At 68.5% G+C, this 25,092-nt stretch carries 23 protein-coding genes and 1 pseudogene; 15 read left to right on the forward strand and 9 right to left on the reverse strand.

Annotated features, from left to right (window positions below; all coding sequences use genetic code 11):
- Position 1: 1 nt before the first annotated feature.
- The 10 genes from murD (at position 2) to VAPA_RS34810 (ending at position 11,617) form a co-directional block, all read left to right on the forward strand.
- Complete coding sequence (gene murD / locus VAPA_RS04800) at positions 2 to 2,089, forward strand: UDP-N-acetylmuramoyl-L-alanine--D-glutamate ligase (protein WP_021005639.1); 2,088 nt, start codon at positions 2 to 4, stop codon at positions 2,087 to 2,089.
- The gene (gene ftsW / locus VAPA_RS04805; protein WP_021005640.1) at positions 2,086 to 3,384 is read left to right on the forward strand and encodes a putative lipid II flippase FtsW; all 1,299 of its coding nucleotides are present in this window, start codon (positions 2,086 to 2,088) and stop codon (positions 3,382 to 3,384) included. The genes murD and ftsW overlap by 4 nt, the downstream gene beginning before the upstream one ends.
- Positions 3,381 to 4,445 carry an undecaprenyldiphospho-muramoylpentapeptide beta-N-acetylglucosaminyltransferase gene (gene murG / locus VAPA_RS04810; RefSeq protein WP_021005641.1) on the forward strand — a complete coding sequence of 355 codons (1,065 nt, stop codon included), beginning with the start codon at positions 3,381 to 3,383 and terminating at the stop codon, positions 4,443 to 4,445. Before ftsW ends, murG begins: the two co-directional genes overlap by 4 nt.
- Positions 4,442 to 5,896 carry a UDP-N-acetylmuramate--L-alanine ligase gene (gene murC, locus VAPA_RS04815; RefSeq protein ID WP_021005642.1) on the forward strand — a complete coding sequence of 485 codons (1,455 nt, stop codon included), beginning with the start codon at positions 4,442 to 4,444 and terminating at the stop codon, positions 5,894 to 5,896. The genes murG and murC overlap by 4 nt, the downstream gene beginning before the upstream one ends.
- Positions 5,893 to 6,864, forward strand: coding sequence for a D-alanine--D-alanine ligase (locus VAPA_RS04820; RefSeq protein ID WP_021005643.1), 972 nt, complete (start codon positions 5,893 to 5,895; stop codon positions 6,862 to 6,864). The genes murC and VAPA_RS04820 overlap by 4 nt, the downstream gene beginning before the upstream one ends.
- Before the next feature lie 2 nt (positions 6,865 to 6,866).
- Entirely contained in the window at positions 6,867 to 7,655 is a 789-nt protein-coding gene (locus VAPA_RS04825; protein ID WP_021005644.1) for a cell division protein FtsQ/DivIB, read from the forward strand.
- Between the two features lie 23 nt (positions 7,656 to 7,678).
- Positions 7,679 to 8,908, forward strand: a complete 1,230-nt coding sequence (gene ftsA, locus VAPA_RS04830; protein ID WP_007832444.1) for a cell division protein FtsA — start codon at positions 7,679 to 7,681, stop codon at positions 8,906 to 8,908.
- A 169-nt stretch (positions 8,909 to 9,077) separates the two neighbouring features.
- Positions 9,078 to 10,298 (forward strand): cell division protein FtsZ, encoded by a 1,221-nt coding sequence (gene ftsZ / locus VAPA_RS04835; protein ID WP_012746073.1) that lies wholly within the window; start codon positions 9,078 to 9,080, stop codon positions 10,296 to 10,298.
- A gap of 205 nt (positions 10,299 to 10,503) precedes the next feature.
- Positions 10,504 to 11,427, forward strand: coding sequence for a UDP-3-O-acyl-N-acetylglucosamine deacetylase (gene lpxC, locus VAPA_RS04840; protein ID WP_012746074.1), 924 nt, complete (start codon positions 10,504 to 10,506; stop codon positions 11,425 to 11,427).
- A gap of 13 nt (positions 11,428 to 11,440) precedes the next feature.
- Positions 11,441 to 11,617: a hypothetical protein gene (locus VAPA_RS34810; RefSeq protein ID WP_021005646.1), complete on the forward strand. Its 177-nt coding sequence runs from the start codon at positions 11,441 to 11,443 to the stop codon at positions 11,615 to 11,617.
- Between the two features lie 78 nt (positions 11,618 to 11,695).
- On the opposite strand, the gene VAPA_RS04845 is transcribed toward VAPA_RS34810, so the two are convergent.
- Positions 11,696 to 12,652, reverse strand: a complete 957-nt coding sequence (locus tag VAPA_RS04845) for a LysR family transcriptional regulator (RefSeq protein ID WP_041946018.1) — start codon at positions 12,650 to 12,652, stop codon at positions 11,696 to 11,698.
- 298 nt (positions 12,653 to 12,950) lie between these two features.
- Here VAPA_RS04845 and VAPA_RS35395 point away from each other — a divergent pair.
- Both VAPA_RS35395 and VAPA_RS04850 read left to right on the forward strand, forming a co-directional pair.
- Positions 12,951 to 13,142, forward strand: a pseudogene (locus tag VAPA_RS35395) (serine hydroxymethyltransferase); the annotation flags it as partial.
- A gap of 43 nt (positions 13,143 to 13,185) precedes the next feature.
- Positions 13,186 to 14,097 carry an aminotransferase class I/II-fold pyridoxal phosphate-dependent enzyme gene (locus VAPA_RS04850; RefSeq protein WP_268977793.1) on the forward strand — a complete coding sequence of 304 codons (912 nt, stop codon included), beginning with the start codon at positions 13,186 to 13,188 and terminating at the stop codon, positions 14,095 to 14,097.
- A 1-nt stretch (position 14,098) separates the two neighbouring features.
- Here VAPA_RS04850 and ruvC read toward each other — a convergent pair whose 3' ends face one another.
- Genes ruvC through VAPA_RS04865 form a run of 3 tightly spaced genes read right to left on the reverse strand, consistent with a single transcriptional unit; the run spans position 14,099 to position 16,527 of the window.
- The gene (ruvC, locus tag VAPA_RS04855; protein ID WP_013539450.1) at positions 14,099 to 14,647 is read right to left on the reverse strand and encodes a crossover junction endodeoxyribonuclease RuvC; all 549 of its coding nucleotides are present in this window, start codon (positions 14,645 to 14,647) and stop codon (positions 14,099 to 14,101) included.
- A 1-nt stretch (position 14,648) separates the two neighbouring features.
- Positions 14,649 to 15,638, reverse strand: a complete 990-nt coding sequence (locus VAPA_RS04860; protein ID WP_021005648.1) for a phosphatidate cytidylyltransferase — start codon at positions 15,636 to 15,638, stop codon at positions 14,649 to 14,651.
- A 13-nt stretch (positions 15,639 to 15,651) separates the two neighbouring features.
- Positions 15,652 to 16,527 carry a lysophospholipid acyltransferase family protein gene (locus VAPA_RS04865; protein WP_021005649.1) on the reverse strand — a complete coding sequence of 292 codons (876 nt, stop codon included), beginning with the start codon at positions 16,525 to 16,527 and terminating at the stop codon, positions 15,652 to 15,654.
- Between the two features lie 7 nt (positions 16,528 to 16,534).
- On the opposite strand from VAPA_RS04865, the gene VAPA_RS04870 reads away from it, so the two are divergent.
- The gene (locus tag VAPA_RS04870) at positions 16,535 to 16,972 is read left to right on the forward strand and encodes a ribosomal maturation YjgA family protein (RefSeq protein ID WP_041946341.1); all 438 of its coding nucleotides are present in this window, start codon (positions 16,535 to 16,537) and stop codon (positions 16,970 to 16,972) included.
- Here the strand turns inward: VAPA_RS04870 and mtgA are convergent.
- From mtgA to VAPA_RS04895, 5 genes are all read right to left on the reverse strand, one after another.
- Positions 16,917 to 17,660 (reverse strand): monofunctional biosynthetic peptidoglycan transglycosylase, encoded by a 744-nt coding sequence (mtgA, locus tag VAPA_RS04875; protein ID WP_021005651.1) that lies wholly within the window; start codon positions 17,658 to 17,660, stop codon positions 16,917 to 16,919. The two genes, VAPA_RS04870 and mtgA, sit on opposite strands and share 56 nt — an antisense overlap.
- A complete protein-coding gene (gene aroE, locus VAPA_RS04880; RefSeq protein WP_021005652.1) occupies positions 17,657 to 18,514 on the reverse strand; it encodes a shikimate dehydrogenase in 858 nt (285 codons plus the stop codon). The genes mtgA and aroE overlap by 4 nt, the downstream gene beginning before the upstream one ends.
- 22 nt (positions 18,515 to 18,536) lie before the next feature.
- Positions 18,537 to 19,388: an energy transducer TonB gene (locus VAPA_RS04885; RefSeq protein ID WP_021005653.1), complete on the reverse strand. Its 852-nt coding sequence runs from the start codon at positions 19,386 to 19,388 to the stop codon at positions 18,537 to 18,539.
- Positions 19,389 to 19,425: 37 nt separating this feature from the next.
- Positions 19,426 to 21,486 (reverse strand): ribonuclease catalytic domain-containing protein, encoded by a 2,061-nt coding sequence (locus VAPA_RS04890; RefSeq protein ID WP_021005654.1) that lies wholly within the window; start codon positions 21,484 to 21,486, stop codon positions 19,426 to 19,428.
- A 64-nt stretch (positions 21,487 to 21,550) separates the two neighbouring features.
- Positions 21,551 to 22,144 (reverse strand): YqiA/YcfP family alpha/beta fold hydrolase, encoded by a 594-nt coding sequence (locus tag VAPA_RS04895; RefSeq protein ID WP_021005655.1) that lies wholly within the window; start codon positions 22,142 to 22,144, stop codon positions 21,551 to 21,553.
- Positions 22,145 to 22,476: 332 nt separating this feature from the next.
- Between VAPA_RS04895 and VAPA_RS04900 the strand changes: the two genes are divergently transcribed.
- Both VAPA_RS04900 and VAPA_RS04905 read left to right on the forward strand, forming a co-directional pair.
- Positions 22,477 to 23,214 carry a response regulator transcription factor gene (locus VAPA_RS04900; protein ID WP_021005656.1) on the forward strand — a complete coding sequence of 246 codons (738 nt, stop codon included), beginning with the start codon at positions 22,477 to 22,479 and terminating at the stop codon, positions 23,212 to 23,214.
- 26 nt (positions 23,215 to 23,240) lie between these two features.
- Positions 23,241 to 25,076 (forward strand): sensor histidine kinase, encoded by a 1,836-nt coding sequence (locus VAPA_RS04905; RefSeq protein ID WP_230558967.1) that lies wholly within the window; start codon positions 23,241 to 23,243, stop codon positions 25,074 to 25,076.
- The last annotated feature ends 16 nt before the right edge of the window (positions 25,077 to 25,092 follow it).

Consider the following 25,092-nt stretch of genomic DNA (forward strand, 5'->3'; position numbering starts at 1 on the left):
CATGCGGCATCTGAAAGACCTCCCCGTCCTGATCCTCGGCCTCGGTGCGTCCGGGCTGGCGATGGTGCGCTGGTGCGCGCGCCACGGTGCGGTCGTCACGGTGGCCGATACGCGCGATGCACCCGCCCTGCTTGCAACGCTGCGGGCGGAGCTGCCCGATGTGGCGTTCGTCGGCGGGCCGTTCTCGGCCGCGCTGGTCGAAGGCACGCCGATCCGCGCCGTGTACCGCTCGCCGGGCCTGTCGCCCGCCACCATCGCACCGGTCGTCGATGCGGCGCGGGCCGTGGGGCTCGCGGTCGGCGGCGAGCTGGATCTGTTTGCGCGCGCGCTGCTGGACCTGCGGACCGTCGAAGTGCCGGTGGTGGAAGCAGAGCCTGAAGTGCAGGCCGAGCCTTCGGTGGAGACGCCGGCGGAATCCGTGGTCGAACCTGAAGCGCAAGGCGAATTGCCGTTGGGCGGCGAACCGGCGGAAGCTGCGGACGGGACGACGGTCGAGGCGGTCGAAGTGCCGGAAACGCCCGAGACCCCGGAAATGGCCGAACCCGTCGCCGAACCCGCGCCCTCCGCGCAGACCGAAGCCATGCCGCGCGACCCGTCGCTGAGCGTTCCCGCCGCGCCGCCCGAAGAAGAACAACAACCATCGCAGGAAGAGGCGCCCGCGGCCGAGACGCAGGATGTCCCCTCGCCGACGCCAGTGCCGGCCTCCGCCACCGTGTCGCGTCTGCCGCCCCCCGGCCAGCCCTACGTCCCCACGGCCGCCAGGGAGGCCGCCGAGTTCGTCGCCAAGATCGCCGAACTCTCCGCCACCAACCCGGCCTCCGCCGCGGTCGAGGAAGAGGAAACGCCGCAGCTCAAGCTCGTGCCGATCGAGGAGCCGCCAGCGCCCAAGGGCTACACACCCGCGGTGCTCGCCATCACCGGCACCAACGGCAAGACCACCGTCACCGCGCTCACCGGCCAGCTGGTCGAGCGCGCAGGAAAGAGCGTGGCCGTGGCGGGCAACATCGGCCCGACGCTGCTCGACACCCTGGCTGCGCACATCGATGCCGAGACGCTGCCCGATGTCTGGGTGCTCGAACTCTCGAGCTTCCAGCTCGACGGCGTGCAGGGCTTCGAGCCGACCGCCGCCACCGTACTCAACCTCACGCAGGACCATCTCGACTGGCATGGCGACATGCCGAATTACGCATCGGCCAAGGCGCGCATCTTCGGCACGCAGGGGCTCATGGTGCTCAACCGCGACGACCCCGGCGTGATGGCCATGCTGCCCCCGCCCGTCAAGGTGAAACTGCAGCGTCCACAGATCCGCGCCCACGTCACCTTTGGCGCCGCGATGCCGCTGCGTCCCGGGGACTACGGCATCGAGCGCGTCAACGGCATGGCCTGGCTGGTGCGCGCGCTCGAAGCCGACGAGACGCAGAAGCGCAAGCGCGGCGCGGTGGTCGAGGAAGAAATCTTCCTGCAGCGCCTGCTGCCGGCCGACGTGCTGCGCATCCGCGGCCGCCACAACGCCATGAACGCGCTGGCGGCGCTCGCGCTGGCCAGTGCCGCCGGTTGCCCGCTCGGTCCCATGCTCTACGGCCTGCGCGAATATCGCGGCGAGCCGCACCGCGTGGAGCCGATCGCGCTGATCGACGAGGTCGAGTACTTCGACGACAGCAAGGGCACCAACGTCGGCGCGACGGTCGCCGCCCTCAACGGCCTCGGCGAAGACCGCCGCGTGGTCGTCATCCTCGGTGGCGAGGGCAAGGGCCAGGACTTCGAACCGCTCGCCGCGCCCGTGGCGCAGTACGCGCGCGCCGTGGTGCTCATCGGCCGCGATGCGCCGCTGATCGAACAGGCGCTGGCCGCCACCGGCGCTTCGCTGATGCATGCGGGCTCGATGGAGGAGGCCGTCAAGCTGGCCGCCGCGCGCGCCAATCCCGGCGATGCCGTGCTGCTGTCGCCGGCCTGTGCGAGCTTCGACATGTTCAAGGACTACGAGCACCGCGCGGCCGTGTTCCGCGACGCCGTGCAGGCGCTTGCGGACGACCCGAGCGAGGCGGCCTCGTCGAACGATTCCGATTTTTCTTCGGGAGACCCGGTGTGAGCACCACAGCCGCCGGCGCCACGCCCAACGCAAAGACCAGCCGTTTCGGCGGCTGGTTCAGGCGCGCGCGCAGCGGCATCGATTCGCTGCCGGTGCACCTGCCGGTGCGGCTGGGCGGCGCCGGCGTCACGCAGACCAAGGCCGCGCCGATGCGCGTGCTGGGCTTCGACCAGGCGCTGGTCTGGGTCACCGTCGCGCTGCTCACCTGGGGCCTGGTGATGGTGTATTCGGCCTCCATCGCGCTGCCGGACAACCCGCGCTTCGCCCGCGCGGGCTACAGCGCGTCGTTCTTCCTCACGCGACACGCGGCCTCGGTGGTGTTCGCGTTCGTCGCGGCGCTCCTGGCCTTCCAGATTCCCATGAAGACCTGGGAGCGCGCCGCGCCCTGGCTCTTCGTGGCCTCGCTGCTGCTGCTGGTGGCGGTGCTCATTCCGCACATCGGCATCAACGTCAATGGCGCGCGGCGCTGGCTGCCGCTGGGCTTCATGCGCTTCCAGCCGTCCGAGCTCGCCAAGCTGGCGATGGTGCTCTATGCCGCCAGCTACATGGTGCGCAAGATGGAGATCAAGGAGCGCTTCTTCCGCGCCGTGCTGCCGATGGGCGTCGCGGTGGTGGTGGTCGGCATGCTGGTGATGGCCGAGCCCGATATGGGCGCATTCATGGTGATTGCCGTGATTGCCATGGGCATCCTGTTCCTGGGCGGCGTGAACGCGCGCATGTTCTTCGTGATCGCGGCGCTGGTGGTGGTGGCCTTCGGCACCATCGTCGCCACAAGTTCGTGGCGCCGCGAGCGCATCTTTGCGTACCTCGATCCGTGGAGCGAGGAGCATGCGCTGGGCAAGGGCTACCAGCTGTCGCATTCGCTGATCGCCATCGGCCGCGGCGAGATCTTCGGCGTTGGCCTGGGCGGCAGCGTCGAGAAGCTGCACTGGCTGCCCGAGGCACACACCGACTTCCTGCTCGCGGTGATCGGCGAGGAGTTCGGCCTGGTCGGCGTGCTGCTGATCATCGGCATGTTCCTTTGGCTGACGCGCCGCATCATGCACATCGGCCGTCAGGCCATTGCGCTCGACCGCGTGTTCTCGGGCCTCGTGGCGCAGGGCGTGGGCGTGTGGATCGGCTTCCAGGCCTTCATCAACATGGGCGTGAACCTCGGCGCGCTGCCGACCAAGGGCCTGACCTTGCCGCTGATGAGCTTCGGCGGCTCGGCCATCCTGATGAACCTGGTGGCGCTGGCGGTGGTGCTTCGCATTGATTACGAGAATCGTGTGCTGATGCGCGGAGGCCGTATATGACCGGGCGCACCGCACTCGTCATGGCCGGCGGCACCGGTGGCCACATCTTCCCGGGGCTCGCGGTGGCAGAGGCGCTGCGCGAGCGCGGCTGGCGCGTGCACTGGCTGGGCGCGCCCGGCAGCATGGAAGAAAAGCTCGTGCCGCCGCGCGGCTTTGCCTTCGAGCCGGTCCAGTTCGGCGGCGTGCGCGGCAAGGGGCCGCTCACGCTGTTCCTGCTGCCGCTGCGGCTCCTGCGCGCGTTCTGGCAGAGCATCGGCGTGGTGCGCCGCGTCAAGCCCGACGTCGTCGTCGGCCTGGGCGGCTACATCACCTTTCCGGGCGGAATGATGAGCGTGCTGCTCAACAAGCCGCTGGTGCTGCATGAGCAGAACTCGGTGGCCGGCCTTGCCAACAAGGTGCTGGCGGGTGTGGCCGATCGCGTGTTCACGGCGTTCCCCAATGTGCTGAAGAAGGCGCAGTGGGTGGGCAATCCGCTGCGCGCGGCGTTCACCTCGCAACCCGAGCCGGCCGTGCGCTTCGCGGGCCGCAGCGGACCGCTGCGACTGCTGGTGGTTGGCGGCAGCCTGGGAGCCAAGGCACTCAACGCCGTGGTGCCACAGGCGCTGGCCCGCATCGAGCCGGCCACGCGCCCGCAGGTGCTGCACCAGAGCGGCGCCAGGCAGATCGACGAGCTGCGCGCCAACTATGCGGCAGCCGGCGTCGAAGGCGAGCTCACGCCCTTCATCGAAGACACTGCGCAGGCCTATGCCGACGCCGACATCATCGTCGCGCGCGCCGGGGCCAGCACCGTCACAGAAATCGCGGCCGTCGGCGCAGCAGCGCTGTTCGTGCCTTTTCCCTCGGCGGTCGACGACCACCAGACCACCAACGCGCGCTTCCTCGTCGATGCGGGCGGCGGCTGGCTGGTGCAGCAGGCCGACCTCACTCCTGAATTGCTGGCTGATTTGCTACAGAAAACCGGGCGCACTGCGCTGATCGACAAGGCCGCCAAGGCCAAAACCATGCAGAAGACCGAAGCCGTAGAGGCCGTCGTCCGCGCCTGCGAGGAGCTTGCCAGATGAAGCACGCGATTCGTCACATCCATTTCGTGGGCATCGGCGGCTCGGGCATGAGCGGCATCGCCGAGGTGCTGTTCAACCTGGGCTACCGCATCACCGGTTCCGACCTGGCCGACAGCGCCACCTTGCGCCGGCTCGCGGGCCTGGGCATCGGTACCTTCGTGGGCCACGCCGCCGCGCACATCGACGGCGCGGATGCGGTCGTCACCTCCACGGCGGTGCAGTCGGACAACCCCGAGGTTCTGGCCGCGCGCGAGAAGCGCATTCCGGTGGTGCCGCGCGCGCTGATGCTGGCCGAACTGATGCGCCTCAAGCAGGGCATCGCGATCGCGGGCACGCACGGCAAGACCACCACCACCAGCCTGGTGGCGAGCGTGCTCGATGCGGCCGGGCTCGATCCGACCTTCGTGATCGGCGGGCGTCTCAACAGCGCCGGCGCCAATGCGCAGCTCGGCAGCGGCGACTACATCGTGGTGGAAGCCGACGAGTCGGACGCCTCGTTCCTGAATCTGCTGCCCATCATGGCGGTGGTCACGAACATCGACGCCGACCACATGGAAACCTACGGGCACGACTTCGCAAAGCTCAAGAAGGCCTTTGTCGACTTCCTGCACCGCATGCCGTTCTATGGCGTGGCCATCCTGTGCACCGACGATCCGGCGGTGCGCGACATCGTGGCCGAAGTCACCTGCCCGGTGACGAGCTACGGCTTCGGCGAGGACGCCCAGGTGCGCGCGATCGACGTGCGCGCGGTGGGCGGCCAGATGCATTTCACGGCGCAGCGGCGCAACGGCGTCACGCTGCCCGACCTGCCCATCGTGCTGAACCTGCCGGGCGAGCACAACGTGCGCAATGCGCTCTCGGTGATCGCGGTGGCGGTGGAACTCGGCATTCCCGACGAAGCGGTGCAGCGCGGCCTGGCCGGCTTCAAGGGCGTGGGCCGCCGCTTCCAGAGCTATGGCGACGTGGCCGTGCAGGGGCAGCAGGCGGGCAGCTTCACCGTGATCGACGACTACGGACATCACCCGGTCGAGATGGCCGCAACCATTGCCGCCGCGCGCGGCGCGTTCCCGGGACGCCGGCTGGTGCTGGCCTTCCAGCCGCACCGCTACACCCGCACGCGCGACTGCTTCGAGGATTTCGTCAAGGTCATCGGCAACGCCGATGCGGTGCTGCTGGGCGAGGTGTATGCCGCGGGTGAGCCGCCCATCGTGGCGGCCGACGGCCGCACGCTGGCGCGCGCCCTCCGCGTGGCGGGCAAGGTGGAGCCGGTGTTCGTCGACGACATCGGCGCGATGCCGCAGGCCATCCTGGACAACGCGCGCGCCGGCGACGTGGTGCTTTGCATGGGCGCAGGCTCCATTGGCGCCGTGCCGGGCAAGGTGGTTGAAATTGCAGCCGCGGCATCGCTGCCGCCAACAACGCGCACCAAGCGCAAGGGGGAGGCATCGTGAGCCTTCAGGATCCAAAGCAATTCGGCAAGGTTGCCGTGCTGTTCGGCGGAAGCTCCGCCGAGCGCGAAATCTCGCTGCTGTCCGGCAACGGCGTGCTCGAGGCGCTGCGCTCGCGCGGCGTCGATGCGCATGCCTTCGATCCCGCCGAGCGCGACCTGGTCGAGTTGCGGCGCGAGGGGTTCGCGCGCTGCTTCATCGCGCTGCACGGCCGGCATGGCGAGGACGGCACGGTGCAGGGCGCGCTCGAACTGCTCGGCATTCCCTACACCGGCTCGGGCGTGATGGCTTCGAGCGTGGCCATGGACAAGGTCATGACCAAGCGCATCTGGCAGGCCGATGGACTGCCGACGCCCAAGTACGTGCGCCTGGCTTTCGACCAGCAAAGCCGCGAGCAGATCCGCGCCGTGCCCGACGTGCTCGGCTTGCCGCTGATCGTGAAGCCGCCGCGCGAGGGCTCGTCGATCGGCGTGACCAAGGTCGAGGGCTATTCGCAGATGCAGGACGCGGTGGCGCTTTCGGCGAAGTACGACGCCGACGTGCTGTGCGAGGAATTCATCGAAGGCGAGGAAGTGACCTGCGCCGTGCTCGGCAGCGGCCTCGACGCGCATGCGCTGCCGGTGGTGCGCATTGCCGCACCCGAAGGCGCCTACGACTACCAGAACAAGTACTTCACCGACGACGTGAAGTACCACTGCCCGAGCGGCCTGCCCGAAGCCGAGGAGCACGAGATCCAGCGCATCACGCTGGCCGCGTACCACACGCTCGGCTGCCGCGGCTGGGGCCGCGCCGACGTGATGATCCGCGCGAGCGACCGCAAGCCTTTCCTGCTCGAGATGAACACTTCGCCCGGCATGACCAGCCATTCGCTGGTGCCCATGTCGGCGCGCGCGGCGGGCATTGCCTACGAAGACCTGTGCCTGCGCGTGCTGGCCTCGGCTTCGCTGGATGCCGCGGGGGGAGCGCAATAGCCATGGCCGACAGCATTCCCGTGCCCTTCGACGTCAAGCTCATGAACATCGTCTCGAACCTTGCGTTCGTGGTGGTGGCGCTCATGCTGCTGGCGGCGGGCGCATGGTGGGTGCTGCGCCAGCCGTTCTTTCCCATCGGCGGCATCAAGGTCGATGGCGACGTGACGCACAACAACGCCGTGACGCTGCGCGCCAACGTCGCGCCGCAGCTCGCGGGCAACTTCTTCACCGTCGACCTGGCGCGCGCGAGAACCGCCTTCGAGTCGGTGCCCTGGGTGCGCAAGGCGGTGGTGCGGCGCGAGTTCCCGAACAAGCTGCGCGTGACGCTGACCGAGCAGGTGCCGGTGGCCAACTGGGGCGACGAGGCCGCCTCGAAGCTGATCAACGGCTTCGGCGAGGTGTTCGAAGCCAACGTGGCCGAGGTGGACGACCGGCTGCCGCGGCTCGACGGTCCCATCGAGCAGGCCGGGCAGGTGCTCGGCATGTACCGCGTGATTGCACCGCTGTTCCAGCCCTATGACTTCAGCGTGGAAGAACTCACGCTGTCGAGCCGGGGCAGCTGGAAGGTGGTGCTGGACACCGGCGCCGAGATCGAGCTGGGCCGCGGCCAGGCCGAGGAAGTGACGGCCCGCACGCAGCGTTTCCTGAAGACCGTGACCCAGGTCGCGGGCCAGTACCGCCGCACCGCGGCGGACGTCGAGGGGGCCGACCTGCGGCACAACGACGCCTATGCGCTGCGTCTTCGCGGCGTCACCACGGTCGTTGCCGACCCCAAGACCAAGAAGAAATAGATAGCGAATACCGAGGACATTCAATGCCCAAAGAATACAAAGACCTGGTTGTCGGACTCGACATCGGAACCGCCAAGGTGATGGTGGTCGTCGCCGAGGTGCTGCCTGGCGGCGAACTCAAGCTGGCGGGACTCGGCATTGCGCCGAGCAATGGCCTCAAGCGCGGCGTGGTGGTCAACATCGACGCCACGGTGCAGAGCATCCAGCAGGCCTTGAAGGAGGCCGAGCTGATGGCCGACTGCAAGATCAGCCGCGTCTACACCGGCATCACCGGCAGCCACATCCGCGGCATCAATTCGAGCGGCATGGTGGCAGTGAAGGACAAGGAAGTCACGCCCGCCGACGTGGCCCGCGTGGTGGAAACCGCGCGCGCCATCAACATCTCGAGCGACCAGCGCCTCCTGCTGGTGGAGCCGCAGGAGTTCGTGATCGACGGCCAGGACGTGAAGGAGCCGATCGGCATGAGCGGCATGCGGCTGGAGGCCAAGGTGCACATCGTGACCGGCGCGCAGAGCGCGGCCGAGAACATCATCAAGTGCGTGCGCCGCTGCGGCCTCGAGGTCGACCAGCTGATGCTGAACCCGCTGGCCTCGAGCCAGGCGGTGTTGACAGAGGACGAGCGCGAGCTCGGCGTGGTGCTGGTGGACATTGGCGCGGGCACCACCGACGTGGCCATCTTCACCAACGGCGCGATCCGCCACACCGCCGTGATCCCGATCGCCGGCGACCTGATCACCAGCGACATCGCGATGGCGCTGCGCACGCCCACCAAGGACGCGGAAGACATCAAGGTCGAGAACGGGTACGCCAAGCAGCTCCTGGCCGACCCCGACACTCAGGTTGAAGTGCCGGGCCTGGGCGACCGCGGGCCGCGCATGCTGAGCAAGCAGGCGCTGGCCGGCGTGATCGAGCCGCGCATCGAGGAAATCTTCTCGCTGGTGCAGCAGGTGGTGCGCGAGTCGGGCTACGAAGAGGTGCTGTCCTCGGGTGTGGTGCTCACGGGCGGCAGCGCGGTGATGCCGGGCATGGTCGAACTCGGCGAAGACATTTTCCTGAAGCCGGTGCGGCGAGGCATTCCGAAGTATTCGAGCGCGCTCTCCGACATGGTGGCGCAGCCGCGCGCCGCCACCGTGATGGGCCTGCTCGAGGAAGCCCGCTTCGCACGCATGCGCGGCTTCAAGGTCGCGCAGAAGAACGGATCCGTAAAGACTGCGTTCGGACGTTTCAAGGACTTCATCGTGGGGAACTTCTGACCATGAACCACTCCCCACTCTGGCTCGCACGCGGCGGTCCGCCCTTGCATTTCAACGAGCGATGGCGGCGCACAGGTCCACCGCCGCGACGACAGCTTCGTTGAACTCGTCAAGACACCAGAAAAATTCATAGATACACAACGGCAACTGCAAATTCAAGGAGTTAGAAATGACCATCGAAATGATCGAAGTCGAAGAATTCAACCAAGGCACTCAGATCAAGGTGATCGGAGTCGGCGGCGGCGGCGGCAATGCCGTGGCGCACATGATGGAGCGTGGCGTGCAGGGCGTGCAGTTCGTCTGCGCCAACACCGACGCGCAGGCACTGCAGCGCAGCAACGCGCACAAGATCATCCAGCTGGGCACCAGCGGACTGGGCGCGGGCAGCAAGCCCGACAAGGGCCGTGATGCAGCCGAAGCCGCGGTGGACGACATCCGCGCCGCCATCGACGGCGCGCACATGCTCTTCATCACGGCCGGCATGGGCGGCGGCACCGGCACCGGCGCGGCACCCGTGATCGCGCGCGTGGCCAAGGAAATGGGCATCCTCACGGTGGGCGTGGTGACCAAGCCCTTCGACTGGGAGGGCGGTCGCCGCATGACCAACGCCGACGCCGGCCTGGCCGAGCTCGAGGCGAACGTCGACTCGCTGATCGTGGTGCTCAACGAGAAGCTGCTCGACGTGCTGGGCGAGGACATCACCCAGGACGAAGCCTTCGCGCATGCCAACGACGTGCTCAAGAACGCGGTGGGCGGCATCTCGGAAATCATCAACGAGTACGGCGGCGTGAACGTCGACTTCGAAGACGTGCGCACCGTGATGGGCGAGCCCGGCAAGGCCATGATGGGCACGGCCGCCGCTGCTGGCCCGGACCGCGCGCGCATCGCCGCCGAGCAGGCCGTGGCCTGCCCGCTGCTCGAAGGCATCGACCTCTCGGGCGCCAAGGGCGTGCTGGTGCTGGTGACCGCATCGAAGGGTTCGCTGAAGCTGAACGAGTCGAAGCTCGCGATGAACACCATCCGCGCCTACGCCTCGCCCGATGCGCACGTGATCTACGGTGCGGCCTACGACGAAAGCCTGGGCGACCAGATGCGCGTGACGGTGGTCGCCACCGGCCTCTCGCGCGCTGATGCGCGCCGCCAGGCACCGACGCTCGAAGTGATCCGCACCGGCACCGACAACATCCCGTTCAACGTGCCCACGCTCGGCGCCGGCCATGCGGGCCACGCCGGCCACGGCGGTGGCAACCAGCCGAACTACGACGGCATGGCCGTTCCCAGCGTGTGGCGCACGAACCGCACCATGGCCGCGGCCAAGGTGGATGCGCTGTCGTCGGGCGGCATGGACGACTTCGAGATTCCGGCATTCCTGCGCCGTCAAGCCGATTGACGGCAAGGCAACCGAACGCAGAGGGCACGAAGGTTCGCAAGGGGTACGGGGAAGACCTGAAAGGGACTTCTGCCGGCTCTAGGCGCTGCGTTCGCTTCGTGCCCTTTGCGTCCATCGTCGGTCGCCTGGCATAGAACCCATGTCTATCGCTGCCATAGCGAGGGGAATAGGGCGGCACGGCCGCCACGCGCCTAAAATCGTCGGCGTGCTGCAACAACGAACCCTCAAGTCGATCAGCCGCGCCGTGGGCGTGGGACTCCACAGTGGACAACGCGTGGAGCTGACGCTGCGCCCCGCTCCGGTGGACACCGGCATCGTGTTCCGGCGCGTCGACCTGCCCGAGCCGGTCGACATCCGCATGACCGCCGAAGCGGTGACCGACACGCGCCTGGCCTCCACCGTCTCGACCGGCGGCGCGAAGGTGCAGACGGTCGAGCACCTGATGTCGGCCTGCGCGGGCCTGGGCATCGACAACCTCTACATCGACATCACGGCCGACGAAGTGCCGATCCTCGACGGGTCGGCCTCGTCCTTCGTGTTCCTGCTGCAAAGCGCAGGCATCGAGCTGCAGAAGGCGCCGCGCCGCTTCATCCGCGTGACGCGCAAGGTCGAGGTGCGCGAGGGCGAGGGCGCCAACGAGAAGTGGGCCAGCCTGGAGCCCTATCACGGCTACAAGCTGAGCTTCGAGATCGACTTCGACCACCGCGTGGTCAATTCCACCGGCCAGCGCGTGGAGTTCGACCTCGGCACCGATTCCTACAGCCGCGACATCGCACGCGCGCGCACCTTCGGCTTCACCAAGGAAGTGGAATACATGCGCAGCAAGGGCCTGGCGCTCGGCGGCGGTCTCGACAACGCCATCGTGATGGACGACACCAAGGTGCTCAATGCCGGGGGCCTGCGCTACGACGACGAGTTCGTGAAGCACAAGATCCTCGACGCCATGGGCGATCTGTACATCATCGGCAAGCCGCTGCTCGCGGCGTACACCGCATTCCGTTCGGGCCACGCGCTCAACAACAAGCTGCTGCGCGAACTGCTGGCCCACAGCGATGCCTATGAGGTCGTCACCTTCGAAGACGAAAAGCGCGCACCGCGCGGTTTCGGCGAAGTGGCGAGGGCCTGGTAGGCCGCGTTCGGCAATGCTTCTTTTCCGCTGGGCCATCCTGCTGCTTCTGCTGGTGGCGGGCGTGTCGTTCGCGTTCTATGCGGGAACGGGCCAGATCAAGTACCGGCGCTTCGGTTGGATCGTGCTCAAGTGGACGCTGCTTGCGGCCTTCGGCTTCTTCGCGGTGCTGATCGCCGAACGCGTCGCGTAATCTGGCTCGCCCCCAGAGGCCCGGCAAAGCCGGTTCCTCGGTGTTTCACGAAAAATACCGTGTGGCCAGTGATCGATCTCAGTCGGCCAGGGTCTGCAACGCCTGCACCTGCTGCGCCAGCAGCGCGCCCTTGCGGTGCGCGGGCACCAGCAGCATGAGCGTGTCGCCCAATGCCTTCGGCCGCCCCCAGGGCGCATGCAGCCTGCCTTGCGCGAGCAGCGGCGCCACCAGCCGTTCGCGGCCCATGAGCACGCCTTCGCCGTCGAGCGCCGCCTGCAGCGCAAGGCTGTAGAGCGAGAAGTCCGGGCCGGCCGCCAGTGCATCGGCCTCCGCCGCGGTGGTGCCGGGGCGCACGGCCCGCAGCCAGCGCGCCCAGTCGTCGTGCCACACGGTGTCGTGCAATCCGCCGCAGCGCGCCAGCACTTCGATCAGGTCGCCGAGCGGGCGCGGACGGCCGCTTGGCAGCGCCTGCTGGAGGCGCGGGCTGCACACCGGCACGAGCCGGTCGCGTGCGAGCAGCATGCCCTGCGCGCCGACGGCCGTTTCGATGCGATCGCCGGCGCGTGCATAGAAGAGGCCGAGGTCGAAAGGTTCGCGGCGGAAGTTCGGCGGCTGCTCGAGCGCCGTCACGGACACCTGCACGCCGGGCAGCGCCGCCTTGAGCCGCGAAAGCCGCGGCGACAGCCACAGCTGCGCCATCGCCGGCAGGGCCGCGACCTGCAGCGTGCTGCGGCGCGCGGCGGTTTGCGTTTCGTGCCGCAGTGCCTGCACCGCGAGGCCGAGCTGGTCGACCGCGGCGCTGAGGGCGGGCAGTGCGCGCCGTCCGTGCGCGCTGAGCCGAATGCCCTGGCTGTGCCGCTCGAACAGCGCGCCACCGGCCCAGGTCTCCAGCGTCTTGATCTGCTGCGCGACGGCGGCCGGCGTGACGAACAGCTCTTCGGCGGCGCGCGAGAAGCTGCCGTGGCGTGCCGCAGCCTCGAAGGCGCGAACGGCCGTGTGCGGGGGCAGGCGAGGGCGGGGTGGTGCGAGCGGCATGCGATGTGGACCCCAAGTTTTCCTAGGGCTCGGGCCCAGATTATCCGTGTTGCCCGCAGTGATGGTGCAGGCGACCATCCAGCCACCCACCACTTCCAGAGAGATCCGCCGCATGCCCGCCGCCCTCCAACGCCGTCCCTGGGTTCCTGCTGCCAGCGAAGACCACGTGCTCGCCATCGCCGGCGATGCGGCCGCGCGCGATGCGGCGGGCATCGTCGCCGAGATCGAAAGGCTCGCCGACGACAACCACCGCATCCATGACCGCGAGGGCCTGAACCTCAACCCCGCCACCAACGTGATGAACCCGGCCGCCGAGGCGCTGCTCTCGCGCGGCCTCGGCTCGCGTGCCTCGCTGGGCTATCCGGGCGACAAGTACGAAGTGGGGCTGGAGGCCATCGAGCGCATCGAGGTCATTGCGGCCGAACTGGCCGCCGAGGTGTTCGGCTCGAAGTTCGCCGAAGTGCGCGTGAGTTCCGGCGCGCTGTCGAATCTCTACGTGTTCATGGCGACCTGCCAGCCCGGCGACACGATCATTGCGCCGCCGCCGGCCATCGGCGGCCATCGGCGGCCACGTCACGCACCATGCGGCCGGCGCGGCCGGGCTCTATGGGTTGAAGACGGTGCCTGCGCCGGTGGATGCCGACGGCTACACGGTCGACGTGGCCGCGCTGGCGAGACTCGCACGCGAAGTGAGGCCGAAGCTCATCACCATCGGCGGCAGCCTGAATCTCTTTCCGCACCCGGTGCCGGCGATCCGCGAGATCGCGGACAGCGTGGGCGCCAGGCTGCTGTTCGACGCCGCGCACCTCTCGGGCATGGTGGCCGGCAAGGCCTGGCCGCAGCCGCTCGAGGAGGGGGCGCATGCGATCACCATGAGCACCTACAAGAGCCTCGGCGGTCCGGCGGGCGGGTTGATCGTGTCGAACGACGCGGCGCTGATGGAGCGCATCGACGCCATCGCCTACCCCGGCCTCACGGCCAACTCCGATGCGGGACGCACCGCGGCGCTGGCCCGCGGCCTGCTCGACTGGAAGGTGCACGGCAAGGCCTATGCCGCGGCAATGCGCGAGACCGCGCAGGCGCTGGCACGCGCCCTCGACGCCGAGGGCTTGCCGGTGTTCGCGAAGGCGCGCGGCTTCACGCAGTCGCACCAGTTCGCGCTCGAGGCCGCGCGGTGGGGCGGTGGGCAGCGCGCTGCGAAGAAACTGGCGCAAGGCGGTTTGCTGGCCTGCGGCATCGGCCTTCCGATCGCACCGGTGGAAGGGGACATCAACGGCCTGCGTCTCGGCGTGCCGGAGATCGTGCGGCTGGGCTTCACGCCCGACGACATGCCGCAGCTTGCGTCGTGGATCGCGCGTGCGCTGGAAGGCGATACGGCGTCCGTGGCAGCCGAGGTGCGCGAGCGCCGCACGCGGCTGGGCAGCCTGCGCTACATCGTGCGCTGAGTCAGCGCGAACGTCCCTGCCGGTACGTGCCGGCGTGCGTCTTCGACAGCTCGGCGGCCTCGGCCAGCCGCGCCATCGACCGGCCCACCTGCGCATGCGTGATGGCAATGCCCAGCGCGTCGGCCGCATCGGCGCCCGGCAGGCCCGGCAGGTCGAGCAGCCGCTTCACCATCTCCTGCACCTGCGCCTTGGCGGCCTGGCCGTGGCCCGCCACCGCCTTCTTCATTTGCAGCGCTGTGTATTCGGCCACCGTGAGATTGCTGTTGACCAGCGAGGTCACGCAGGCGCCGCGTGCCTGGCCCAGCAGCAGCGTCGACTGCGGATTGACGTTGACGAAAATGATCTCGACCGCCGAGGCATCGGGCTGGTAGCGCGCGGTGATTTCCGCGATGCCATCGAACAGCACCTTGAGCCGCGCCGGCAGGTTGCCGCTGCCCAGGTGGCGCGTGCTGATGGTGCCGCTGGCCACGTAGCGCAGCGCGTGGCCGTCCGCGTCCACCACGCCGAAGCCGGTGGTCAGGAGGCCGGGGTCGATGCCGAGAATGCGCATGTCAGAGGTTGAAGTACCAGCGGATCGAGTGAAAGAAGATCGGGGCTGCGAAGCACAGCGCATCGACGCGGTCGAGCAGGCCGTTGGCGCCGGTCACGCCCACGCCTTTCTTGCCCCAGTTGGGAATGCCGCGATCGCGCTTGAGCGCCTTCATCACGAGGTGGCCCATGGAGCCCGAGATGCAGGCGATGACGGACACCGCGAGGGCCTGGCCGAACTTGAAGGGCGTGATGAACGAGAACAGCGCGCCCACCAGGCTGGCCACCACGATGCCGATGCCCCAGCTGGTCCAGTTGAAGCTGCGGCTCACGTTGGGCGCGAACGGCTTGCGCTGGGTGCGGCGCGAGATCACGTGCTGCACCAGCACCGAGGTCTGCACCACGAACACCAGGAAGAACACGAGAAAGGCGCTCTTGCCCTCGTAGCCCGGAAAGCTCAGCAGCAGCAGTGCGGGCACATGGCTCATGCCGTAGACGCAGACCATGATGCCCCACTGCAGCTTGGCGTTGCGCTCGAGGAAATGGCTCGGGTCGTCGGCCAGTGCACTTGCGACCGGGATCGCGAGGAACACGTAGACCGGAATGAACACGGTGAACAGGTCGAAGCGCGCGGTGGCGACGAGCCAGAACTGGATTGGCAGCACGACGAAGAAGGCCAGGATCAGGCTGCGATGGTCGCCGCGCCGCGTGGGCGAGAGCGTGATGAACTCGCGCAGTGCGAAGAACGCGATGAGCGCGAACAGCACGGTGGCCACCGTCTCGCCAAGGGCCCAGCCGACCCAGAACACGATCACCATGAACCAGGTGGTGCCCAGCAGCTTGCGGTAGTGCGCGAGCTCGGCCTGCCAGGCGGCGTCGTGCACGGGGTTGCGGCGTTCCTTGAAGCTCAGGAAGAGGGCCGCGGTGCTCGCGATCACGAGCAGGCCGAAGACGATGAGGAACAGGGCCGCGACCTGCTGGGTCGGGGTGAGGCTGCGCAGGAACTGGTTCATCGCAAGGTTTCGCTCAGACGTCGCGCAATGCGATCACCGCAGCACGGGCGCGATCGAGGAAGGGGCGGCGCTCTTCGCCTTCTTCGACGCGCAGCGGCGCGCCGAAGGTGACCGAGCACAGAATCGGCACCGGCACGATCTCGCCCTTGGGCATGACGCGCTGCACGTTGTCGATCCACGCCGGCACCAGCACCACCTCGGGAAACATCGTCGCGAGCGTGTAGAGGCCCGACTTGAACTTCTGCGGCTCTCCCGTGTGGCCGCGCGTTCCCTCGGGAAAGATGATGATCGAGTCGCCGCTGCGCAGGGCCTCGACCAGCGGTGCCAGCGGGTCGGAGGCGGGGGCTGCAGCGGGTGAGGGCAGCTCCGGTTCCATGGCTGGCGGCGCAACCGGCGGCAGAGGCGGCGGAGCGGGGAGGTCGAGCCGCCCTTGCACCTCGTCGAACGCTTCGGGTGTGACATCGACGATAGGCGGTGCCATCGGCAGCAAGGGCTCCATCGAAGGCTCGATGCGCTCGGCTTGCGGCGCAGCGGCGGCGCGTGCGGGCGGCGGTGGGGGTGCCTCGGGTTCTGCCGGTGCTGTCGGTTGCCCGGCCGCGGCCGGCACCGTGGCTGCACGCTCCACGTACACCGCATTGAACACCTCGGTCGTGATCCAGCGCTTGAACGGCGTGTTGGCCCAGTAGTCGCGCGCCGCAATGGGCCGCGTGATGGTGCGCAGCTCCTCGGGCAGGGCCGCCCAGATCATCACCAGGTCGGCGTGGCTCTGGTGGTTGGCGAAATAGATGCGCTGTTCGGCCTTCGGCGGGCAGCCGTACCAACGCGCCTGGGCGCCCGTGAGCAGACGGACGATCCCCAACAGCAACCAACCTGTGAGCTTTGCCAGCATGGGCGCGATGATACGGGGCATGCGATGGCGTTTCGATCCTCTTTCTCTGGTGTGGGCGGTGGCCCTGTTCCTTGTTCTCGTGCTGCTGGCCACCGTCGGCGCGCGCTGGGGCTGGCTGCGGCGTTTTTTCGGCGACGTGCTGGCCGTGGCGTGGGTCTACGTCGTCTTCAAGACCTTCGTTGCCGCGCGCGTGCTGCCACTGGCGCTGGCCGCGCTTGGCGTGGGCCTGGCGGTCGAGCTGGGGCAGTTCCTGGCGGCGGCCTGGCACCTGCACATTCCGAACCGCGCCCTGCGCATCGTGCTCGGCAGCACGGCCGACTGGTGGGACGTGCTGGCCTATGTGATCGGCTTCGCGGCCGTGCTGGCCATCGAAGCGCTGCGCGAAGCCCTCAGGGCAGTTCGGCCGACGGCATCCGCGCCACGATCGTCGACGCCCGCCCGCTGAGGTAGGACGAGCCGATGCGGCGCTCGAAGAACTTGGGGCTCGGCAGCATCACGGCAAGGCGCGCGGCTTCGGCCGCGCTCAGGCGCGAGGCGGGCTTCCTGAAGTAGTGCTGGGCCGCCGCTTCGGCGCCGAACACGCCTTCGCCCCATTCGACATTGTTGAGGTAGATCTCGAGGATGCGCCGCTTGTCGAGCAGCACCTCGAGCACCATGGCGAGCATCAGCTCCTGGCCCTTGCGCAGCAGCGTGCGCTCGCCGGAGAGCAGCAGGTTCTTCGCAAGCTGCTGCGTGATGGTGGAGCCGCCGCGCAGCTGCACCGGTCGCACCGGCTTGCCACGTGCGATGGCACGCGCCGCGCGCTTGGCTGCGAGCTCTTCGGCCTTGGCATTGCGCTGGCGCGCCCGCTCGATGGCTTCCCATTCCACGCCGTTGTGGTCGATGAAGTCGGCGTCCTCGCTGGCGATGACGGCGCGCTTGAGGTTGTCGCTGATCTGCGCATAGGGCACCCACTCCTGGCGCCATGCGCCCTTGCTGCCCTGGTGAATGGCGATCTGCCAGGCTTCGGTGCGCTGGAACGCGGTGCTCTGCGGAGCGACCACCGCCATGGCCGCGATGCGCGCCACGAAGAAAAGCTCCATCGCCACGCCCGCCACCAGCAGGCAGGCCACCAGCCGCAGCAGCCGCTTCATTGGCCGGTGGCGAGCGAGGCGCGCAATTCGGCCAGCACCTGCGCGGACGGCGGCCGCACGCCGCGCCAGATCTCGAAGGCCTCGGCCGCCTGTTCGACCAGCATGCCGAGCCCGTCGCGCGGCACGGCGCCGTGCGCTTCGGCCCAGGCCATGAAGCCGGCGGCCGCGGGCCCGTACATCAGGTCGACCGCGAGCGCACCGGGGCGCAGCACCTGCGCGCGCACCGGCACCGTGTCGCCCGCGAGGCTGGAAGCCGTGGCATTGACCACCACGTCGAAATTGCCCGGCACCTCGTCGAGCGCCCAGGCTTCGAGCGCTGCGCCATGGCGCAGCGCCAATGCCGCATGGCGCTGCACCAGCGCCATGGCCTTGCCGACCGTGCGGTTGGCCACCACGATGCGCGAGGCGCCGGCGTCGAGCAGCGGCCCGAGCACGCCTGCCGCGGCACCGCCCGCGCCGATCAGCAGCAGCTCGCGGCCCGCCAGCGGCACGGCGGCATTGCGCACGATGTCGTTGACGAGCCCGATGCCGTCGGTGTTGTCGGCATGGATGCTGCCGTCGGCTTCGAAGCGCAGCGTGTTCACCGCCTGCGCAAGCACGGCGCGCTCGCTGGTGTGCTGCGCGAGCGCGGCGGCGTCGAACTTGAAGGGCACGGTCACGTTGCAGCCGCGCGCCGTGTCGCCATGCTCGGCGGCTTCTCGCCGGAAGGCGGCAACGCCTTCGGCAAAGGCGCCGACCGGAACGAGCCGGCGGCTGTAGTCCATCTGCTGGTCGCAGAGTTCGGCAAACCGGGCATGGATGCGCGGCGAGCGGCTGTGCTCGACGGGGTTGCCCATTACGCAGTACAGGTCCATGGCGCCGTAGATCCGCTGTTGGCTATTGGGAGGAGAGCTCGATGGTCTCGTCGCGCGTGAACTTGAAGCGCGACTGCAGCACGATCTGGTCGGTCTCTTTTCGCATCGCGTCGGTGAATTTTCCGAAGCTGCCGATGCTGTGCACGATGGCCTTGGCGCGGCGGTCGAGCATGGTGTCGCCCGAGCTTTCGTCGACCACGGTGTCGAGGATCTTGCCGTCGTGGTTGATGGTGATCGTCATCTTGAGTTCGCCGTAGAGCTTCCTGCCGGCGGCCGTGGGGAAGTTTTCGGTGCCCCGCAACTCGATGCGCCGGCGCAGCGTGTCCACGTAGATGGCGTAGGCCGCCTCGCGGGTGGAAGGGCTCAGGTAGCGCTTCTTGGGGCGCGCGTTTTCTTCGTTCACGCGCCGTTCGATCTCGGCCAGCAGCTCCACCATCTGGCGCCGCTTTTCCTCGCGGGCGACGGCTTCCTTCGGGTTGCCCGAGGCGCGCGGGTCGGGCGCGGGCATGGCGGCCAGGTCGCGCTTGAGCTGCGCGAGCAGCTGCATCTGCTGGGCCTGCATGGCCTCGACCTGGCGCCGGGCCTCCTCGATCGAGTCACCGACGGCAGTGAAGCTCGACGGCGGCAGGGGGCTGGTGGCGCGGCCCCGTTCGAGGTCGCCGCCGCCCGCGAGCGAGGTCTGCGCCATCACGCGGGCCTTGGCGTCGGGCTTGTCGTTGGTCTTGCTGTTGACCAGGATCACCTCGAGCGGCGTTTCGCTGAAGACCCGGTTGAACGATTCGGGATCGACGAAACGCACCGCAAGAAGTGCGGCATGCGCGATGACCGACACGCCGAGTGCGATCTGCAGCGTGCTCAGATCCCTGAGGTTCATGGACGACGCTCCTCGGCGCTCATTGGATGACCGGTGCTCATGCGGGCGTGTTCTCCGGTGCCGCCTCGCTGTCGGTGAGGTCGACTGCAATGGCGATGGGGCCGGCGACTTCTTCCTCTTCCTCGTCGCCGCCTTCCTCCTCGGCCGCGACATCCGCCTTGGGCGCGTCGAGGCGTTCGAGCACGGTACCGTGCACGTCGAGCGCGATTTCGTCGATCTCACCGAGCTTCACGCGCAGGCGTGCGCCGCGTTCCTGCTGGCCCGCCACCGGGAACACCAGCGGCAGGGTGTCCGCGCGCACCAGTGCGCCGTTCGGAATGTCCTTGATGGCGGTCGCCTCGAGCTCGGTGATGCCTTGCTGCTCCAGGTACTTGAGCGTCCAGAAGCGCTCCATGCCGCCCTGGTAGGCGTTATACGTTGCGTAGGCGGCGTCGAAGCCCGAGAGAATGGAGAACAGGTCCGCATCCTTCGGCTTGAACGGCGCCGCCAGCGCGGCGGTCTTGCCGTGGCGCGCGGCGGCAATGATCTGCCACTGGTTCACGAGGTCGGTGTAGCGGCGCAGCGGCGAGGTGCTCCAGGCATAGCTCTTCACGCCCAGGCCCGCATGCGGCAGGGCCCGCGTGCCCATGCGCACCTTGATGCCGGGCGCCAGGCTGGCCTGGCTGCGGTAGAGCCCGGGCACGCCGAGTTCGCCGAGCCAGCCGCCCCAGCTGCTGTTGGCCAGGATCATGGCTTCGGACACGATCAGGTCGAGCGGCGCGCCGCGCTGGCGCGTGGTGATCTGCACCTGCTCGCTGCCGTTCGGTTCGCCGTCGTTGCCGACGAGGCGGAAGTTGTAGTCGGGCCGGTTGAAGTTCTCGGGCTTGCCGCGCACCACTTCGCGCTGGGCCTTCAGCTGCTTCGCGAGGCGGAACAGGAAGGAGAGCGGCGCGCGCAGCTTCGCAGCGGCTTCGGGCGTGTCCCCGTTCGTGAACGCGGCGTCTTCGAGCCAGGGCTGCGTGACCACCGCGTCGAGCTGGTCGTGCCGCAGGTTGGCCACGATCGGCACGCGTTCGAGTTTGGTCTCGGTCGATTGCAGCTCCAGCGTGGCCTCGTCGAAGCGCGCATAGAGCGACACCGCCGGACGGTCGCCGCCTTCGAGCAGCGTGTAGGTGCTCACGACATCGTCGGGCAGCATGGTGATCTTGTGGCCCGGCATGTAGACCGTGGACATGCGCGCGCGCGCCACCTGGTCGATGGCGCTGCCCGGCGTCAGCGCCAGGCCGGGCGCGGCAATGTGGATGCCTACGGTGACGGTGCCGCTCCCCAAGCCCTGCACCGAAAGCGCATCGTCGATTTCGGTGGTCTGCGAGTCGTCGATCGAGAACGCCTGCACGTCGTCAGCCAGCGGCAGGTCGTCCACGATGGCCGGCGCGGAGAGCGCCGGGAATCCCGTGCCCTTGGGAAAGTTCTCGAACAGGAAGCGCCGCCAGTGGAACTGGTAGGGCGAATCGATGGCGCCGGCGCGCTCCAGCAGCTCGAGCGGGGGGCGCTGCGTGGCGCGCGAGGCATCGACCACGGCCTTGTATTCGGGCGCGTTCTTGTCGGGCTTGAACAGGATCTTGTAGAGCTGCTCGCGGATCGGCTGCGGACAGATGCCCTCGCCCAGCTGGCCGGCCCACTCGACGATCTGCGCCTGGACCACCTTCTTCTTCTCGATGGCGGCCAGCGCCTGCTGCAGGATCTCGGCCGGCGCCTTCTTGAAGCGCCCCTTGCCCGCGCGGCGGAAGTAGTGCGGCGCCTCGAAAAGCGCGAACAGCGCGGCGGCCTGCTGCGCGAGCGTGGGTTTGTCGCTGAAATAGTCGGATGCGAGATCGGCAAAACCGAACTCGCCCTCCGAGGCGAACTCCCAGGCCAGGTCGAGGTCCATCGTGGCCGCGAGCGCGCGCGCCTCGCCGATCAGTTCGGCCGGGGCCGGCTTCTCGAAACGCAGAACGATGTTGGCGCCCTTGACCTTGACGCGCTTGCCGGTGTCGAGCTCGACCTGCGCCGATGCTTCGGCCTCCGACAGCACGCGGCCGCCGAGGTACTTGCCGGCTTCTTCAAACAATACAAACATGCCCGGATTGTCCCAGACTTGGGGAAGCGCCCAGCCCCGGCCGCCGCGCGATGTTTGCCGGGCTTCAGACGGGATTGATGAACGCGATCACGTCGTCGAGGTGGTTTTCCTCGAAATCGGACAGCGCATGGTCGCCGCCCTCGAGCAGCTTGATGTTGCTGTCGGGGTAGCGTGCCGAGGTTTCGTGCCAGTCGAGCGCTTCATCGCCCTTGGCGATGATGGCCAGCACGCGCTCGGGGCGGGTGAGTGCGCCGACCTCCATGGTGCGCAGCTCCTGGATGTACTCGGGCCGGAAATAGAAGTGCTCGGCCGGGTCGTGCCACGCGGTCTGGTCGCCGATGTAGCGCGCGAGGTCGCGCGCCGGGTGCACCGCCGGGTTCAGCAGCACGGTGCGGCAGCGCGTCATGCCGGCCACGTAGGTGGCATAGAAGCCGCCCAGCGAGGAGCCGACCACGGCCATCGACTTGCGCGGCCAGTCCGCGATGCCCTTCATCACCATGTCGATGGCTTCGCGCGGAGAGGGCGGCAATTGCGGACACCACCACTGCAGGTCGGGGTGCTCCCGGGCCACGCGCGCGGCCATCAGCCGCGCCTTGGTGGAGCGGGGCGAGGAGCGGAATCCGTGCAGGTACAACAGATGAGTGGCTTGCGGGTCCATGCGGGGCGGAGACTGGAAGTGGTGCGGTCGACGACACAGCTCCGTTGAAGGAGCCGGTCGATTTTGCATGAGGACCGTGCGCCCGACGCAGTCCCCGGCGCACGGGGCTTCGATATGAGGACTTCCTGCACGCAGGTCTTGGTTTGCCACGGTTGAGGAAGCTCTGGATTCCTGGTTTCAGACTCGGCATGGGCCATATCGAGAGGCCAAAAGTATTCAGCTGAGGCGTGCAGCCGAACTCGCAAGTCAGTGCGAGTTTCAGGGCCCGCGCAGGTGTCCGCATCCCATGAAAACGGGAGGTCCACCGGCCCTTTTGCCATGCGCCGAAGCTTATGCTCAAGCCCATGAATATCGAGGCCATGGATCCCGGGAAGACGCACCGCTGGGGCGTGCTCGTGGTCGAGGACGACAGCCGCGCGCGCGCCTTCTTCGAGGCGAGCGTGCAGCGCAGCGCCAGCCTTTTCTGGCTTGGAAGCGCCGGCACGGTGCACGAAGCATTGGCGTGGATGGCCCAGACCACCATCATTCCCGACGTGCTGCTCGTCGATCTCGGCATGCCCGACGGCAGCGGGCTCGACGTGATCCGCGAGGCCGTGGCGCGCTTTCCCGGTTGCGAGCCGCTGGTGATCTCGGTCTTCGGCGATGAGGAAAACGTGCTTGCCAGCATCGAGGCCGGCGCCGTCGGCTACATCCACAAGGACGCCGCGCCGGAGGACATTGCACAGACCATCGTGGAGATGAAGGCCGGTGCCTCGCCCATCTCGCCCATGATTGCGCGGCGGGTGCTGGCCAAGTACCGCAGCCTGCAGCTGGCGGGAACGCTCGCCGCCGCCCCGCCCGAGGCGGCCATCGGCAACACCGCGCCCAGCCTGCTGTCCGCTCGCGAGCACGAGGTGCTGACCTTGATAGCGCGCGGTTTTTCCTACGCCGAAATTGCACGCCTCAAGGGCCTGAGCGTGCACACGGTGCAGACACACATCAAGAATCTCTACGGCAAGCTGGCCGTGCATTCCAAGAGCGAGGCCGTGTTCGAGGCCACGCGCCTCGGCTTGTTGTCCCACCCGGGGTGAGTCGCGTGGCCGGGCGCATGTTCGGAATGCCGGCGAGGGCATTTTTTGCGCTGTGGCTCGCGGCAGTCCTGATGGTCGCGGCGGATGCCGCGATGGCCGCACCGGCGCAGGGCCCGATCGAACTTCGGCGCGGCACCGTGTCGACCACTGTCGACGGCGTGACGCACAAGGCGCCGGTCGAGCTTTCCTACCACTGGGACCGCCAGCACGGAGGCCGCCCGGGCCACGCGACGTTCGAACTGCCGTTCACGCTCGAGGCTGCGCCCGAGGCGCCCTGGGGCATCTTCATTCCCCGCGCAGGCAGCGTTCTCGAGGTGTGGCTCAACGACGCGCTGCTGCAGGTCTACGGCGACCTGGCCCGCGGCAATGGGGCGGACTACGCCAAGGCGCCTCTGTACGTGCCGGTTCCGGGGCACTTGCTGAAAGCCGGCGAGAACCGCCTGCAGGTTCGCATACGCGCCGACAGCGCCCGCAGGGCCGGGCTTTCGCGCGTGACCATCGGAGCCGCGACGCCGGTGCGCACCGATCTCTTCGAGAGCGCCTATGCCTGGCGCTTTACCGGCTCGGTGCTCCTGACCGCTTTCAGCCTGATCGTCGGCAGCATCGCACTGGCGCTGTGGCTCACCCAGGTGGACGCCGCCGCCATCGGATGGCGCCGGCGCGACAGCCTCTATTTCTGGGCCGCGCTGGCCGAGTTCTGCTGGGCGATCCGGGTGGCCGACGGCGTGATTGCCGAACCGCCTCTCCCCTGGGGTGCCTGGGGTGTGCTCATGGCCACCTGCTATGCGGGCTGGGCCGCGTCCGCCATGATGTTCTGCTATCGCCTCGCAGGCTGGGACCGCCGCCCGCGCATGCGCTGGCTGCGCTGGCCGATGGCTGGCGTGGTGGCCGGAACCTTCGGGGCGAGCGCAATGGCGCTTTACCACGAAGAGCCCTATTGGCTCACCGGCTGGCTCGCGCTGGAGATCGGGTTCGTTGCGCTGTTCGTCGGTGCCTTCGCCGTGGCAACCATCCGGCGGCCGAACGTGGGCCGCCTGCTCGTGGCTGCCGCCGCGCTGGTGACGCTGGGCTTCGGCACCCGCGACTGGCTTGTGATCCGCCTGAGCGACGCCTACGGCGAGACCACCTGGGTGCGCTATTCCTCCGTGTTCTTCGGCATCGCGCTGCTCCTGATCGTCTTGCGGCGCTTCCATGCCGCGAGCGTCCAGGCGCGCGGCTCGGTCGCCGCCCTGGCCGAACGCGTCGCGCAGCGCGAGCGCGAACTCGCATCCACCTTCGCCGCGCTGGAACAGGTGGCGCGCGACCAGGCGCGCACCCACGAGCGCGAGCGCATCCTGCGCGACATGCACGATGGCGTGGGCTCGCACATCAGCTCGGCCATCCGGCAGTTGCAGTCGGGCCAGGCCAGCCCGGAGGAACTGCTGCGGACGCTGTGCGACTCGCTCGACCAGCTCAAGCTGGCCATCGACTCCATTCACCTGCCGCCGGGCGACGTCGGCGCCCTGTTGGCGGCGCTGCGCTACCGGCTGGAGCCGCGCCTGGCGGCCGCGGGCATTCAGTTCGAATGGGCGTTGGACGAGGTGCCCGACGTGAAGCGGCTCGATGCGCAGGCCATGCGGCAATTGCAGTTCCTGCTGTTCGAGGCGATTTCCAACGTGTTGCAGCATGCCCAGGCGAAGACCCTCCGGATCGAAGCCGAAGCGGTGGCCGGCACCGTGCAGCTGCGCGTGATCGACGACGGCCGGGGATTCGACGCGCAGCGCGTGCCCAGGGCGCTTGCGGAGCGCGCCGCCGCCATCGGCGCCCGGCTGGCGCTCGAAAGCCGACCGGGGCGCACGGTCGTTCAGCTCGGCTTCGGCTGAGGTGCCCCGCGGGGCG

It is taken from the genome of Variovorax paradoxus B4, assembly GCF_000463015.1.
GTDB lineage: Bacteria > Pseudomonadota > Gammaproteobacteria > Burkholderiales > Burkholderiaceae_C > Variovorax > Variovorax paradoxus_E.